This window comes from Blautia parvula, from assembly GCF_020215665.1.
Classification (GTDB): domain Bacteria; phylum Bacillota; class Clostridia; order Lachnospirales; family Lachnospiraceae; genus Blautia; species Blautia celeris.
The window spans coordinates 4,225,608-4,240,000 of sequence record NZ_CP084061.1; the positions used below are offsets into that span (position 1 = coordinate 4,225,608).

The 14,393-nt window shown below is 45.6% G+C and carries 11 protein-coding genes, 7 tRNA genes and 1 rRNA gene (1 of these 19 only partly in view); 1 reads left to right on the forward strand and 18 read right to left on the reverse strand.

Going from position 1 to position 14,393, the window contains the following annotated elements; all coding sequences use genetic code 11:
• Positions 1–11 precede the first annotated feature (11 nt).
• The 8 genes from LC508_RS19565 to LC508_RS19600 all read right to left on the reverse strand — a co-directional run bounded on the left by LC508_RS19565 (position 12) and on the right by LC508_RS19600 (position 8,659).
• Positions 12–248, reverse strand: coding sequence for a GIY-YIG nuclease family protein (locus tag LC508_RS19565; RefSeq protein ID WP_033141634.1), 237 nt, complete (start codon positions 246–248; stop codon positions 12–14).
• A gap of 323 nt (positions 249–571) precedes the next feature.
• The gene (locus LC508_RS19570; RefSeq protein ID WP_158588614.1) at positions 572–2,716 is read right to left on the reverse strand and encodes a C40 family peptidase; all 2,145 of its coding nucleotides are present in this window, start codon (positions 2,714–2,716) and stop codon (positions 572–574) included.
• A 362-nt stretch (positions 2,717–3,078) separates the two neighbouring features.
• Positions 3,079–3,885, reverse strand: a complete 807-nt coding sequence (locus LC508_RS19575) for a murein hydrolase activator EnvC family protein (protein ID WP_033141632.1) — start codon at positions 3,883–3,885, stop codon at positions 3,079–3,081.
• 109 nt (positions 3,886–3,994) lie between these two features.
• Positions 3,995–4,864, reverse strand: a complete 870-nt coding sequence (locus LC508_RS19580) for a SpoIID/LytB domain-containing protein (RefSeq protein ID WP_103732830.1) — start codon at positions 4,862–4,864, stop codon at positions 3,995–3,997.
• 73 nt (positions 4,865–4,937) lie between these two features.
• The gene (locus tag LC508_RS19585) at positions 4,938–5,501 is read right to left on the reverse strand and encodes a tRNA (mnm(5)s(2)U34)-methyltransferase (RefSeq protein WP_103732831.1); all 564 of its coding nucleotides are present in this window, start codon (positions 5,499–5,501) and stop codon (positions 4,938–4,940) included.
• A 5-nt stretch (positions 5,502–5,506) separates the two neighbouring features.
• Positions 5,507–6,796, reverse strand: coding sequence for an O-acetylhomoserine aminocarboxypropyltransferase/cysteine synthase family protein (locus LC508_RS19590; protein WP_033141629.1), 1,290 nt, complete (start codon positions 6,794–6,796; stop codon positions 5,507–5,509).
• 174 nt (positions 6,797–6,970) lie between these two features.
• Positions 6,971–7,282, reverse strand: coding sequence for a hypothetical protein (locus tag LC508_RS19595; RefSeq protein WP_054351530.1), 312 nt, complete (start codon positions 7,280–7,282; stop codon positions 6,971–6,973).
• Positions 7,283–7,297: 15 nt separating this feature from the next.
• Positions 7,298–8,659 (reverse strand): MATE family efflux transporter, encoded by a 1,362-nt coding sequence (locus LC508_RS19600; protein ID WP_103732832.1) that lies wholly within the window; start codon positions 8,657–8,659, stop codon positions 7,298–7,300.
• Between the two features lie 306 nt (positions 8,660–8,965).
• On the opposite strand from LC508_RS19600, the gene LC508_RS19605 reads away from it, so the two are divergent.
• On the forward strand, positions 8,966–9,739 hold the full coding sequence (locus LC508_RS19605) for a DUF6062 family protein (protein ID WP_033141626.1): 774 nt from the start codon (positions 8,966–8,968) through the stop codon (positions 9,737–9,739).
• A 51-nt stretch (positions 9,740–9,790) separates the two neighbouring features.
• On the opposite strand, the gene LC508_RS19610 is transcribed toward LC508_RS19605, so the two are convergent.
• From LC508_RS19610 to LC508_RS19655, 10 genes are all read right to left on the reverse strand, one after another.
• Positions 9,791–10,819 (reverse strand): DUF4179 domain-containing protein, encoded by a 1,029-nt coding sequence (locus LC508_RS19610; RefSeq protein WP_054351529.1) that lies wholly within the window; start codon positions 10,817–10,819, stop codon positions 9,791–9,793.
• The gene (locus LC508_RS19615; protein ID WP_103733275.1) at positions 10,809–11,375 is read right to left on the reverse strand and encodes a sigma-70 family RNA polymerase sigma factor; all 567 of its coding nucleotides are present in this window, start codon (positions 11,373–11,375) and stop codon (positions 10,809–10,811) included. Before LC508_RS19615 ends, LC508_RS19610 begins: the two co-directional genes overlap by 11 nt.
• Positions 11,376–11,802: 427 nt before the next feature.
• Positions 11,803–11,875 (reverse strand) — tRNA-Lys (locus LC508_RS19620).
• Between the two features lie 33 nt (positions 11,876–11,908).
• A tRNA-Phe gene (locus LC508_RS19625) sits at positions 11,909–11,981 on the reverse strand.
• A 12-nt stretch (positions 11,982–11,993) separates the two neighbouring features.
• Positions 11,994–12,067: transfer RNA gene (locus LC508_RS19630), tRNA-Met, on the reverse strand.
• A 38-nt stretch (positions 12,068–12,105) separates the two neighbouring features.
• A tRNA-Thr gene (locus LC508_RS19635) sits at positions 12,106–12,178 on the reverse strand.
• Positions 12,179–12,213: 35 nt separating this feature from the next.
• Positions 12,214–12,295, reverse strand: a tRNA-Tyr gene (locus tag LC508_RS19640).
• Positions 12,296–12,300: 5 nt separating this feature from the next.
• A tRNA-Val gene (locus LC508_RS19645) sits at positions 12,301–12,373 on the reverse strand.
• Between the two features lie 35 nt (positions 12,374–12,408).
• Positions 12,409–12,482: transfer RNA gene (locus LC508_RS19650), tRNA-Asp, on the reverse strand.
• Positions 12,483–12,564: 82 nt separating this feature from the next.
• Positions 12,565–14,393 (reverse strand): 23S ribosomal RNA (locus LC508_RS19655); it runs 1,056 nt beyond the window's last position.

Sequence of the window (14,393 nt, forward strand, 5' to 3'; positions counted from 1 at the left end):
TTTATTATTATCTATCCCAATAATTTGAGCTTGTCCTTCCTCGAAAGCCGTTTTATCTCCCACTCTCTGCGCATGGCCTCCTCCTTCGTCACAAATGACTCGTAGTAGGCCAGCTCAACGGGAAGTCTGGACTTTGTGTATTTTGCCCCTTTTCCGGCGTTGTGGCATTTGATACGTCTCTCCAGGTCATTGGTCCACCCGGTATACAGAGTGCCGTCGCCGCATTTCAGGATGTAAGTATAATTCATGATAATTTCCTGACCTGCCTTCTATGTAATGGCACCGCACCTGCCAATGGCAAATACGGCACCTCTATTTCAAAGCTGCCGATGAAAAAAAGTATTTTTCCCATTTGCGGAAATTCGGATAATTCCGCAGAGGAACAGTGATACACTGTTCTTTTATTAACCCTGTAGAAATATAATCGGCTGCGGATTTTCTTTTCCGCATAGTTTATTATACTCTAAAGCCTCGTAAATGTGAATACAGGGACTGCCAAACCGGCAGTCCCTGTAAAAAGAATGTTACTGTTCACTGTGTGAACAGTGACAAAAGAATCTCTGATATGCTGTTATTTCAAAAGATATACATTAGTGAAATACACACCAAGGTTATTTCCGCGATTATGGTCATTGACAAAGACATCAATATGATTTCCTTTAATCGCACCGCCGCAGTCAGATGCGGTAAATATATGTCCGTTAATAATAACTCTTGTTCCGTAAGGAATAATTGTCGGGTCAACTGCTATGGTATCACCCTCCACGAGAGGTGCCCCTGTGGATGTGACGCCTGCCCACTGGTCATTACAACATGCACCGCCGCAGTAATGTGTAATCTTATAGGTACCCAGGCATTCACCGTACTGGTCTGAAGTCGCATTGATCTCATCAATATCGCTTCCGTAGAATCCGTATGTATCATCCAGAACTCTGGTTGCCCAAACTGCATTCGCAGTATTTACATTACCTACTATGATTCCCACACGGCTGTTGGCTGCTTCCACAGTCATTCCGTCACCTGCATACATAACTACATGGTAAATCTCGCTTCCGTTGGAATAGAAAATCAAATCGCCGGGCTGTGCTTCGTCAACCGGTATCTGTGTACCGTAATAAGCCTGGTCCTCCGCAACTCTCGGAAGGTCATAACCATACTGCGCGTAAATACTCTGAACAAAACCGGAGCAGTCCGCACCGTCTGTGAGGCTGGTACCGCCCCACACATAAGGATTGCCTACGAACTGGGATGCGAATTCCAGAATAGACTGTCTCAGTGCACCACCGGGAACTCCGCCCTTTGTAGACGTGATCGTGTAGTAGCATGCACTGTTTTCTTCCGGTTTTACCAGCTCTGAAGCTGTCTCCAGATTCTCTTCCCCGTGCTCTTCTATAAATTTGTTCGCCTCTTCGTCAAGATAAAGAGAAGTTTTCTTGATAAATCCTCTTACATCTCCGGACTCTACATATACCCAATCCTTGTCTTTGTCGGCAAGAATGTAACATATATTATCCAGATTCAGGTTGCCGATGACGCGGCTCTTATCGTTCTGTGATTCATGAATGGTTCCAAGTAAAGATTTGCATACTGCATAATCTTTTGAAACAACTGTTGTCCTGACAGTTGTCTTTGTATAAAGAAATGCTTTATTTTCCAGCGGCGAAATTAATTCTTTTGCTACTTTAAATTCTTCAACAGTTACCTTTTTCTCAGCTGTCTTATTCTTCTCTTCAGCTTCCTGCTTTTCTTTTGCTTTTGCATCTGCTATATTCTGTGCTTCCTCACCTGTTAAAAGCTTTGATTTCAGCACAAAACCTCTGACTGTTCCTGATTCTATGTATACCCATGTTCCATCGTCTGTGTCAATATTCTGCTCTTCCTCTTCACTTCCAAGATGGAGTTTTAATCCATCATTGCTGAGAAGGTAGCAGACACCATCTTTATCCAGTGTTCCGATCACTCTTGCCTGTTCGGATTTCTCCTCATAGACATTCAGATTCTCCAGAGCAAATGCATAAACTTTTCGGATTGTACGGAAACGGAAATTCTCCTTGATGTCCGGCATAACAAAATTCTGCTGGCTGTCTATTAGATTATCGCTTGCCTCCGCATCCTGTGCCGGTTCTTCTGCAGGTGCCTCAGGCTCCACCGGTGCTTCTGCTGGCGGCTGCTCAGGCTCCGTGGGGGTATCCGGTGTAACAGGAGTATCCGGGGTATTGGGATCGTCCGGGGTATCCGGCGTATCCGGGTCTGGATTGTCCGGGGTATCCGGTTTGTCTGGGTCCGGTTTGTCCGGAGTATCCGGGTTTTCTGGATCGGGATTGTCCGGGGTATCCGGGTTTTCTGGATCGGGATTGTCCGGGGTATCCGGGTTTTCTGGGTCTGGATTGTCCGGAGTATCCGGGTTTTCTGGATCGGGATTGTCCGGGATATCCGGGTTTTCTGGGTCCGGATTGTCCGGATTATCTGGATTATCCGGGTTCTCTGGGTTCTCAGGATCATTCGGATCTGGATTGTCTGGGTTCTCGGGATTCGCCGGATCTTTCGGTTTTTCAGTTTTTTCCTGATCTTTTATACTTGCAGAATCCACATCCTCAGGCGTTTCAATTGTATTCGTTCCAACCTTTGTCATATCGCTGGCCAAAACAGCGGATGGTGTTACCATTGTCAGCACCACTGTCACTGCCACGACTCTGCTCAATCTTTTTAAATGCATAGAACTCCTTCCATTCCGTCTTATTCCTGCTGCAAAAAAGCATAAATTTCCTTATACTTTGTATTTTCCCACCATTCTTTTCCAATGTCAACAGCAAAATAAAAATTCACTAAAAATTCAAACAAACTGATAAAAAATTTACATTGTATACAAATCTTCTTCTCTTACTTTAAAATATATCATTTTTGAGGTTTCACAAAGCATTACCATATGCCTTTTTTTATTTTTATTTCTATGTAAATGAAATATTTTTCAATCCGCATACCAATTTTTTTCCTCACAGCGCAATCTCTCTTCAAAAAACCCGGAACTAAAAAAACCATTTCAAAACAGATAATATGCTTTGAAATGGTTTTTACTTTTTACGGCAGGTACTGGATAGGATCCAGCGGACTTCCGTCTTTCTTCAGTTCAAAATAAAGGTTCGCACCCTCTTTTGTATAATATTTTGTAGGCTCATTGACATAGCCAAGTGTTGCTCCGGCCTCTACATACTGCTCCGGCTGGAAAGCTACATCTTTTAACTGGCCGTAAATTGCCTGGTATCCATTACCCAGGTCAACCGTTACGGTTGTTCCTGTCTCAACGCTCTCCTCAACAGAGACTACCTGTCCGTTCGCAACGGATGCAACCGGTGTATCGACCTCTGAGGAGATTGCGATTGCAGGGCTGTATTTATATTCGTTCAGAGTGGGGAAATAAACGGTGTGTTCCATATCATAGTCAATGACTACCTGTCCGCTTACCGGCCACTCCATAAGAGAGCTCTCTGTAAAGTTCACATCCGGAGCCATTGCTGCTGCCTGGTTGTCCACCTCTGCAGATGCATCCTGCGTATCAGCTTCCGGCTGCGTATTCTCTGCTGCGGAAGCGTCTGCGGATTCATTCTGCTCTTCTGCAGGCTCCTGCACTGCTTCTGCCTGTGTATCTGCCTCTTCCGGCACTTCTCTGGTACCCTCAACCTGAGTGGTGTTGGCATCCTGGGATTCCTCCTCAGGTTTCTCCTCTGTTGTCATTGCCTCGTCAGAAGGATTCTCCTCATTCTTGACAAGTTCCTTTTCATTCGGTGTGCTCTTACTCCCGGACTGATATACAGCCGCACATGTTACTACTATGGCCAGCACTAAAAAACTGCTGAGAGCCACGCGGATTTTGTTTCTTTTACTCATATTCTTCACCTCAACCTATAGTGGAGCATCCGCCCCTTTTGTTTTCATCTATAGGATTGCCAGAATATGTGAACTTATACATAATTTTAAAATTCCACGCGGCTTCTCTTCAATTCCCTATCTCTTTTAATTTTAATTCAGGGAAAAAATAATTCAGGATTTCTTCATATTTTTTCTTCTTTCCTGCCATCTTCCGGGCTGTATACTGGCTCAGACCCACTCCGTGTCCAATCCCCTTACAGAGAAAACGCACCTCGTTCTCCAGTGTCTGAACCGTAAAACAGGAGGATGGAAGGTTCAGGATCTCTTTTAGCTTCTCCCCCTGGAATTCCTGGTTTCCCACATTGATTTCCAGTACATATCCCGCGCTGTCTGCATTTTTTATCTCAATCTCTCCTATATTTTCAATGGAAAACCCCGGATATGTCTTCTGTATCTGCTTCTTTAGATCCTCCAGGGAAAAATAGCATCCCTGTATGTAGGAAGGACTGTTGATATCTTCTGAAGTATCCACAGAAGGCGCATAGGAGTAGGCTTCCCCGAGAACCTCTGAGGCATCTCTGGTCTTCCCCTGGCTCAGCTCATGATAGGGAAGTTCCACCACATCCCCATCCTTCATAAGCACCTGATCTCTGGTATCTGCTGCTGCGTCCTGGAACTTCTGGAACTGCTCCAGGAACAGATCATCCATTTTTCTCCTTTTGAGTGCCTGGGACGCATTTTGAATCGTACCGGCTGCCGTTCCCTTTTTCCACTCCAGATAGAGATTATTCCTGGCAATGACTGTCTGGGCCTTTATGGCTTCGCGGGGCGCATCCCAGGATATCTGGGATGCAGTCACAGCCGGAAGATAATCTTCCATATCGGATTCCCTGGATACAGGGCATGCTTTTCTCCCGCATATGATCACTGTCAAAAGATACGGCAGTAAAAACAACATGATAATTCCGGAAATCCCCGGACCTTTTCCTGCTTTCATACAAAACCCGGCTGATTTCTTTCTTTTATTATATGAATCGGCAATCTCGTCCCATGCCTCATTGCCTGATACTCTATTTTTTTATGATCAGCACAGGAATCGGAGGATTATTTTCCCTGTTATAGTATGTGCTCAAAATGACAACATATTTCCTGCTGTCCAAACGTTTCAGCATATCCAGGATCTTATCCCTCTCCTCAAAACCGGTATCACCTCCGCTGTAGATACACAGACTCATGACACCACCTTTTTTCAGCAGCTCCAGACCGCTTAAAATGGCCCTCATACTGTTTTCCGGCTGTGTGGCAAGCATATGGTCACCGCCCGGCAGATATCCGAAATTAAAGAAGATACCGTCAACGGTTTCCTTCTGCTGATAAAGCCCCATATTGGTGTGGCTGTCCAGAATCAGACTCGCCCGCTCTCTGACACCGTTTTCCTCCAGCAGCTTTTCGGTGGCTTCCAGGGCCTGCTGCTGGATATCAAAGGCTGTCACATGTCCGGTCTTACCTGCCATCCTGCACAGAAAAAGTGTGTCATTTCCATTTCCCATGGTGGCATCAATATAGTTACCGCCGGTTACTGCCTGCATTTTAAAGCTCTCATGGCACCATTCCGTAATCTGATAAGATTTCATCTCTTTTACTTTGTGCTGGCTTCCAGAGCCTGTGCCAGGTCTTCGATAATATCATCCACATTTTCAATGCCCACAGACAGGCGGATCATTCCCGGAGAAACGCCTGCTGCCACAAGCTGCTCATCATTTAACTGTCTGTGCGTATGACTTGCAGGATGCAGCACACTTGTTCTTGCATCTGCCACATGTGTCACAATAGCTGCCAGCTTCAGGCTGTCCATGAATTTGACTGCTGCTTCCCTTCCGTCTTTTAATTCAAAGGAGATAACACCGCAGGTGCCCTTCGGCATATATTTTTTAGCCAGCTCATAGTATTTGTCTCCCGGAAGTCCGGCATAATTTACATGCCCCACCAAAGGATGCTCATTTAAAAATTCCGCTACCTTCTGGGCATTATAGCAGTGACGCTCCACGCGCAGCGCCAGGGATTCCAGGCTGGCATTCAGCATAAAACAGTTTGTAGGTGATGGGATGGCTCCCAGATCGCGCATAAGCTGTGCATTGATCTTCATAATATACGCCGCTTTTCCAAACTGCTTTGTATATACAACCCCGTGATAAGATTCATCCGGTCTTGTCAGTCCGTGGAATTTATCACCATATGCATCCCAGTCGAAATTACCGCTGTCCACAATGGCTCCGCCTACCTGCATTGCATGTCCGTCCATGTATTTTGTTGTGGAATGCGTCACAATATCAGCGCCCCACTCAAAAGGACGGCAGTTTACCGGTGTTGCAAATGTATTGTCTACAATCAGCGGTACTCCATGGGCATGTGCCAGACCGGCAAATTTCTCAATATCCAGCACAACAAGAGCCGGATTGGCAATCGTCTCAGCAAATACAGCCTTGGTGTTGGGTTTAAACGCTTTTTCCAGCTCTTCTTCAGAGGCATCTGCATCCACAAAAGTACATTCGATTCCCATCTTCTTAGCAGTCACGCCCAGCAGATTCAATGTGCCGCCATAGATAGCAGACGCACAGATCACATGGTCCCCTGCCTCGCAGATATTAAATACAGCATAAAATGTAGCTGCCTGCCCTGATGAGGTAAGCACACCTGCCACACCGCCTTCCAAGTCAGCGATCTTAGCTGCCACCAGATCATTGGTGGGATTCTGGCATCTTGTATAGAAATAGCCATTGTCCTTCAGATCAAAGAGACGTCCCATCTCCTCAGTCGTGTCATATTTAAATGTTGTACTCTGATAAATCGGCAGGATTCTCGGCTCACCCTTTTTCGGTTTCCATCCGGACTGCACACATTTAGTTTCAATACGAAATTCTTTATCCATTGTTCTTTCCCCTTTTCATAAAATATAGTAACAGCCCAGGTATCTGAACTGTTACCAAAAATCCATAACCTTTATATGTGGTTCATTTTACCACGATTCTTCCCGTCAGCCAACAGAAACTTTAGAGTGTTGGGGGGTACAAACACGCCCCGGCTGAGCAACTGCTGTTATCCATCATTTACGGTAATGCTTCTGTCCGTACAGAACAACTGCCAGGAATAAAATAATACCAACAGCCAGGACGATCAGTATCTGTGCCTGTTTCATAGGATATTTCCATGCGCAGATTCCCAATGCCAGCATGTCAAGTCCTATGATACTCACACCGCCTCCGATGGTCACCATGAACTTTCTCTCATTTTCAGGCGACACGCCGCTTGAGAACCGTTCTCTCACCATAGAAGGCTTTCCTTTTACTGCCATAAAGATGCCTGTCAGTATCACAATACAGGCAATAATCACCATCATCAAAGACTGTCTGTCCATATATTACCTCCCTTTTCAGAACTTATCCTTTCCGCTCTTATAATACTTTACAAACACGATGAGGAACCATGCGGGAAGGACCAGGCCTTTCAGCACACAGGAGAGACTCAGAGTCCACCACACACCATTCAGCCCAAGAGCCGTGGCCGAAAGCAGCATAGCGATCGGTATCCTGAGTGTGTTGAAAAGAATCCCTGTGACAGACGGCGGCACAGTCTTTCCAAATCCCTGAAATGCCCCGGCTGTGGTGATCTCCATACACATGAAAAATTCCGAAATACCTATGATTCTCAGATAGTCAACTCCCATCGGAAGGACATCCTTCTCTGTAATAAAAATACGGAAGAAAAATTCCGGGAAAGCGATGAGTATAAAGCTGGTAAATACTCCCCACAAAGCCATGATCCCCATAGCTGTCTTATATCCCTTCTTAATCCTCTCTTTTTTCCCCGCCCCATAGTTCTGGGCCACAAACGCATTTACAGCTGTTGAAAATCCGCCTGCAGCCATCCATGAAATAGATTCGATCTGGCTTCCGACCTTCTGCACCGCCACAGCCGCATCCCCCCATCCCGCGATCAGACGGGCTATCACCATGGAAATTCCGGAAAACAACGCATCCTGTATGGCAGAGGGAAATCCAATTCTCACAATCTCACGCACATGCTGCTTTTCCGCCTTCTGTGTCAAACGAATGTGCCGGAAGATCACCGGCTCATTCCAGACCGTTGCAAGATACAGGATAAACACAATGATCTGTGCCAATACAGTGGCAAGCGCCGCACCTGTCACCTCCATTTTGGGAAGAGGACCAATTCCAAAGATCAAAACAGGGTCCATTACAATATTTATGACCAGACCAATGGTGGTGGCCCTGAAAGTAGCCATGGTATTGCCCATAGCAGCCAAAATACCTGTAAAAACCTGATTCAGGAATGAAAACACGATTGCTCCGCAGGTGATCACAAGATACATTTTGGCGTCATGTATAACATCCGGGCTGTTCAGCTTAAAAAACCCGATCAGCGGTCCTGAAAACAGCACACTGATAATCCCATACAAAATCCCCAGAAGCATTCCCATGCGAATAGAACCTCTGGCATAGTCGATGGCAGCCTCCTTGTCCATAGCCCCAAGGGACTGCCCCACAGTGACCTGTCCGCCCATTCTCGGTATGGTTGTGATACCGTTTGCCAGCCACATATACATACCGGCTGCCCCAACGGCTGCTACCGCGTTACTGCTGACGCGTCCGATCCAGATCATATCGACCAGATTGTACGCCATCTGTATTAATGATGTTCCCATAATAGGGAACGCTAATTTTGCCAGGGAACCTGCGATAGGTCCCTCCAGCAAATCCACATTTCTTTTCATTTTTCTTTTAAATCCCCCAGTTTCAGACTTTAAACTCTATACTAACAGACAATGAAAAAACCTGCAACCTCCTGCAAATACAACGACACATGTTTTCAACAGAAAAATCATTTTCCATACATGTTATCCACAATCTATTCAGATATCCACATATAAATCCTTTATAAATCAACATTACATCATGGTATGCTTCATTACTGATCACAACATTACCATTGTATCGCATAGAAAACCATTTTGCACTCTTTCTTTCTGATTTTTTTTATGTTACTCTTATATAAAATCAGAAAACCGGGGGAACAAAAAATGAAGGAAAAAATATATACCATACCGCTGATGGACGCATTCCGCGCTGACGATGAATGCCCCTTTTGTTTTATTGAAAAGAATCTGGAACAGCACGCCATGGATTTTGTCCTTGGCTCCGGCGCCTCCTATATGGAAGACGATGTGCGGGCGGAGACAGATAAACTTGGATTCTGCCATGAACACTATAAAAAAATGTTTGATTACGGAAACCGCCTCGGCTGCGGACTGATCCTCACCACACACTTTAAGAAAAAAAATGAGGAGTTAAAACAGCAGATCAAAATGTTTTCTCCAGGAAAAGCATCCATGCTGGGACATTTTAAAAAGGCAAAACTGGATGCAGACAATCCCAAGACAAATATCGGAACCTGGGTAAAGGAACAGAATCAAAGCTGCTATATCTGCGACTACTATCAAAATACATATGTCCGCTATCTTGACACCTTCTTTGAACTGTACAGGAAAAATCCTGAATTCACAGATTTGTTCAAAAACAGCAAAGGCTTCTGCCTCTCCCATTTCGGTGACCTTGTGGAGACTGCAGAGTCCCTTCTCTCTGATAAAGAGAAGGCTTCCTTTTATGAAATTCTCTTCCCCCTCATGACTGACAACATGCAGAGGGTCACAGATGATCTTGAATGGTTCTGTGACAAGTTTGACTACCGCAACAAGGATGCGGACTGGAAAAACTCCAGAGATGCCATTCAGCGCGGAATGCAGAAGGCCGGAAGCGGTTATCCCGCTGACCCGCCGTATAAAGCTGACAGATAACGAAAAGGGACAGGCCTATGCGCCTGTCCCTCTGTCATGTTCGGAAAGTAATTATCTGAAGTGTATGGTAAACTCTTCCCCTGCCTGTTTAAAATCATTACTGAGCCTTCCGCTCTGCTCCGGGAATTTGACCGCATATGGTGTCAGATAAAGTTCTGCGGCCTCATCGCTTAGATTTCCATTTTGAATCGTAGAAATATTTAGTCTTCCTACGCCGTCACTCCATCTGGAAAGTGTAAATTCCACAGCGTTTCCACAGTCGTCAAACCCTTTCAGAACAAGATCATAGTCACATTCTCCTGTGGATGTTGAGAAATAGATTTTCTGCCCAAGAGCATTATCTGTCATTTTATTCAGATATACTTCTGTTCCATCCTCCAGTGTAAATGTTTCGTCAAGCTCCACTGTATTTGTACTCTGGGCAAGCTCCTCACCGGAAGATGAAAATTCAAAATCCCATGTTTTGCCCATATTATCATAATCTACAAACTGTATCTCAAAATCAAGTGTCTGAGATAAATCCACATCCTTGCTGATGTCACACTCAGAAATAGATACAATTGTTCTGTCTCCTTCCTGCTTTTCTCCGCCGGAGGCGCCATCAGAGACAGACTTTCCATTGATATATACATGGACTCCTATGATCGATTTGTTCTCATCCGTAATCTTTTCATCATATTCTCTGGTGCTGGATACTACAATCTCATCCTCATTTAGAATGACCTCATTGAGCGTCACTGTTATTCCGTTCGCGGTTACTGACTTTCCAACTACCGTCTTATATGGTTCCAAATTCTTTTTAATTCCAAGAATAGATGCAATGTCATAAGAAATAGATTTTACTGCTGCCTGGACAACATAATGCAGCGGAGCACTTCCCACTCCCACTGCCAGGACCACTGCGGCTGCGCAGACTGCAGCAATTGGTTTCCACCTTTTTTTCTTTTTCCCTGTACCCATAATATTTTTTGCAGCAGCTTTTTTCCAGCGCTTGTTTTCCATATCATTAGTTTCTTTTATTTTGTAATTCCCCATATCTGTCTTAACGTCATTTAACAATTCATATATATTACTGCTCATAACTTTTCTCTCCTTTCTGAGTGGAAAACAGTTTCCTGATTTTTCGTCTTCCCCTGGAAACTCTGTTATATATCACATCTTTCTTCATGCCTGTCTGCCGGCTGACCTCCTCCGGTTCCATTTCCTCCACATAGAGCTTCATAAACAACTCTCGGTCCTCAGGACTCAGACAGCTGAGCATCTCTTCCATCTCCTCAGACAGCTCTTCCTCGATTATCTTCATCTGCTCCCTGTCCTCCTCTCCGGCAGTCACATCCTCCAGATTTTCTGTCTGTATCCTTTTCAGATACTTCCGCTTGTAGTCAATCGCTTTATACCTGGCGATACCTGCGATCCAGTTTACAAAACTGCTTCTCATGGGCCTGTAGGACTCTATATTCTCCCACACAGCCAGAAACACATCATTGATACATTCCTCCTGGTAATCCTGCAATGAAAACAAGTGCTTCTTTACAATAGATTTTACAATACGTCCATAATTGTCAATTACATATTCTAGAGCTTTCTCGTTCCGGAACTTTAACTGCTCTACAAAATTATCTTCATTTATTTTCATAAGCTTTCACCCGATTCTCTTTTTACTAACGGCCGTTACACTATATACTTCGTATCCTGCCAACTGATTTCTATCCATATATGAAGAAAAAATAAAAAACTTTTTCACATTTCTTTTACTATTTCATCACAGAATCATCACATTTACAATGTATATTAGTATTTGAACAAAGCCAATAAGACTTTTTTCAAAATCTTTTTCTTTTTCATATGCCGGTATTCCCTTATACCGGCTCTCCTTCTTTTTATATTTTTATAAAAGTAGACATGAAAATAAGAGGCCATAATCTATCCCCCCTCAAGGTTATGGCTTCTTATTTTCTGTGTAAAAATATATTCTGCGCTCAGCGCGTTTTCCATCCGAACTGTTTTTTGTACAATAAAAAACAGCTCAAATACAGAATATCTGAATTTGAACTGTCTCACAGTGAAGCATCGGGGATTCGAACCCCGGACAACTTGATTAAAAGTCAAGTGCTCTACCAACTGAGCTAATGCTCCATATTCAATTATCAAACTAATAGGCAATAAAAATGCCCAGAGCCGGAATCGAACCAGCGACACGAGGATTTTCAGTCCTCTGCTCTACCAACTGAGCTATCTGGGCGTAAAACTTGAGTAGCGGGGACAGGATTTGAACCTGTGACCTTCGGGTTATGAGCCCGACGAGCTTCCAGACTGCTCCACCCCGCGTTATTAATTTATAACAGCAATAAAAATAATTACTGAAAAGCCGATGATCGGACTCGAACCGATAACCTGCTGATTACAAATCAGCTGCTCTGCCAATTGAGCCACATCGGCATATTCACTTTGAAGTCTAATCTTATCAGCTAGAGTGGACGGTGGTGGATTCGAACCACCGAAGCAATTTGCAGCAGATTTACAGTCTGTCCCCTTTGGCCACTCGGGAAACCGTCCAAAAATGGGACCTATAGGGCTCGAACCTATGACCCTCTGCTTGTAAGGCAGATGCTCTCCCAGCTGAGCTAAGATCCCATTATATTTTATTATTTTCTTTTTCAAGAAAATAACGACCCAGAAGAGACTCGAACTCTCGACCTCCGCCGTGACAGGGCGGCGCTCTAACCAACTGAGCCACTGGGCCATCACGAAGGTATATACCTTCAAAACCGCATATACAAAACTCAAAAACCTTTTTTCAACTCCGCCGTTTGCACTTCCGTGCTCAGGTCAAGCCCTCGACCGATTAGTAGCAGTCAGCTACATACATTGCTGCACTTCCACCTCTGCCCTATCTACCTCGTCGTCTTCAAGGGGTCTTACTTCTTTAAAGAATGGGATATCTCATCTTGAGGGGGGCTTCACGCTTAGATGCCTTCAGCGTTTATCCCTTCCAGGCTTGGCTACCCTGCCATGCAGTTGGCACTGCAACAGGTACACCAGCGGCCCGTCCATCCCGGTCCTCTCGTACTAAGGACAGCTCCTCTCAAATATCCTACGCCCACGCCGGATAGGGACCGAACTGTCTCACGACGTTCTGAACCCAGCTCGCGTACCGCTTTAATGGGCGAACAGCCCAACCCTTGGGACCTACTACAGCCCCAGGATGCGATGAGCCGACATCGAGGTGCCAAACCACTCCGTCGATGTGAACTCTTGGGAGTGATAAGCCTGTTATCCCCAGGGTAGCTTTTATCCGTTGAGCGATGGCATTCCCACTTAATACCACCGGATCACTAAGCCCTACTTTCGTACCTGCTCCACCCGTCGGTGTCGCAGTCAAGCTCCCTTCTGCCTTTGCACTCTGCGAATGGTTTCCAACCATTCTGAGGGAACCTTTGGGCGCCTCCGATACTCTTTCGGAGGCGACCGCCCCAGTCAAACTCCCCGCCTGGCATTGTCCCACCGCCGGCTAACGGCGGCTGGTTAGAAGCCCAATACTGCAAGGGTGGTATCCCAACATCGGCTCCATGGCAACTGGCGTCACCACTTCTTAGCCTCCCACCTATCCTGTACATGCAATACCGGACCCCAGTACCAAACTGGAGTAAAGCTCCATGGGGTCTTTCCGTCCTGGCGCAGGTAACCAGCATCTTCACTGGTACTTCAATTTCACCGGATGCATTGCCGAGACAGCGCTCAAATCATTACGCCTTTCGTGCGGGTCGGAACTTACCCGACAAGGAATTTCGCTACCTTAGGACCGTTATAGTTACGGCCGCCGTTTACTGGGGCTTAAATTCAATGCTTCGTTTCCTGACATCTCCTCTTAACCTTCCAGCACCGGGCAGGCGTCAGCCCATATACCTCACCTTTCGGTTTCGCATAGACCTGTGTTTTTGCTAAACAGTTGCTTGAGCCTATTCTCTGCGGCCATCTCTCGATGGCACCCCTTCTCCCGAAGTTACGGGGTCATTTTGCCGAGTTCCTTGGCAATGCTTCTTCCGTCGGCCTTAGGATTCTCTCCTCATCCACCTGTGTCGGTTTACGGTACGGGTACGATATGAACAATAGCGGCTTTTCTTGACGCATGGCTCACACACTTCCCTACTTTAGTTCGGTCCGCATCACGCCTTCAGATTGCCACACGGTTTTTCCTATGTGACTCCTACCTCGCTTGCCCCGGGATTCCATTCCCGGGTTGTGCTCTCCACACGTGTCCCCACAGTTCTGTCATATCGCAGTACAGGAATCTCAACCTGTTGTCCATCGGCTACGTCTTTCGACCTCGCCTTAGGCCCCGACTTACCCAGGGCAGATCAGCTTTACCCTGGAAACCTTAGATATTCGGCCACAAGGATTCCCACCTTGTTCTCGCTACTCATTCCGGCATTCTCTCTTCAATGCAGTCCACAGCTCCTTACGGTACTGCTTCTTCCCGCATTCAATGCTCCTCTACCAATGACTATGTCATTCCTCAGCTTCGGTGTCGTGTTTCAGCCCCGGACATTTTCGGCGCAGGACCTCTCGACCAGTGAGCTATTACGCACTCTTTGAATGGATGGCTGCTTCTGAGCCAACATCCTGGTTGTCTTTGAAATCCCACATCCTTTTC

Bases quoted from the DNA above. Each gene is read 5' to 3' on its own strand.
- LC508_RS19570 (WP_158588614.1), bottom strand. From the start codon at position 2,716: ATGCATTTAAAAAGATTGAGCAGAGTCGTGGCAGTGACAGTGGTGCTG.
- LC508_RS19590 (WP_033141629.1), bottom strand. From the start codon at position 6,796: ATGGATAAAGAATTTCGTATTGAAACTAAATGTGTGCAGTCCGGATGG.
- LC508_RS19595 (WP_054351530.1), bottom strand. From the start codon at position 7,282: ATGGACAGACAGTCTTTGATGATGGTGATTATTGCCTGTATTGTGATA.
- LC508_RS19575 (WP_033141632.1), bottom strand. From the start codon at position 3,885: ATGAGTAAAAGAAACAAAATCCGCGTGGCTCTCAGCAGTTTTTTAGTG.
- LC508_RS19580 (WP_103732830.1), bottom strand. From the start codon at position 4,864: ATGAAAGCAGGAAAAGGTCCGGGGATTTCCGGAATTATCATGTTGTTT.
- LC508_RS19565 (WP_033141634.1), bottom strand. From the start codon at position 248: ATGAATTATACTTACATCCTGAAATGCGGCGACGGCACTCTGTATACC.
- LC508_RS19615 (WP_103733275.1), bottom strand. From the start codon at position 11,375: ATGAAAATAAATGAAGATAATTTTGTAGAGCAGTTAAAGTTCCGGAAC.
- LC508_RS19600 (WP_103732832.1), bottom strand. From the start codon at position 8,659: ATGAAAAGAAATGTGGATTTGCTGGAGGGACCTATCGCAGGTTCCCTG.
- LC508_RS19585 (WP_103732831.1), bottom strand. From the start codon at position 5,501: ATGAAATCTTATCAGATTACGGAATGGTGCCATGAGAGCTTTAAAATG.
- LC508_RS19610 (WP_054351529.1), bottom strand. From the start codon at position 10,819: ATGAGCAGTAATATATATGAATTGTTAAATGACGTTAAGACAGATATG.
- LC508_RS19605 (WP_033141626.1), top strand. From the start codon at position 8,966: ATGAAGGAAAAAATATATACCATACCGCTGATGGACGCATTCCGCGCT.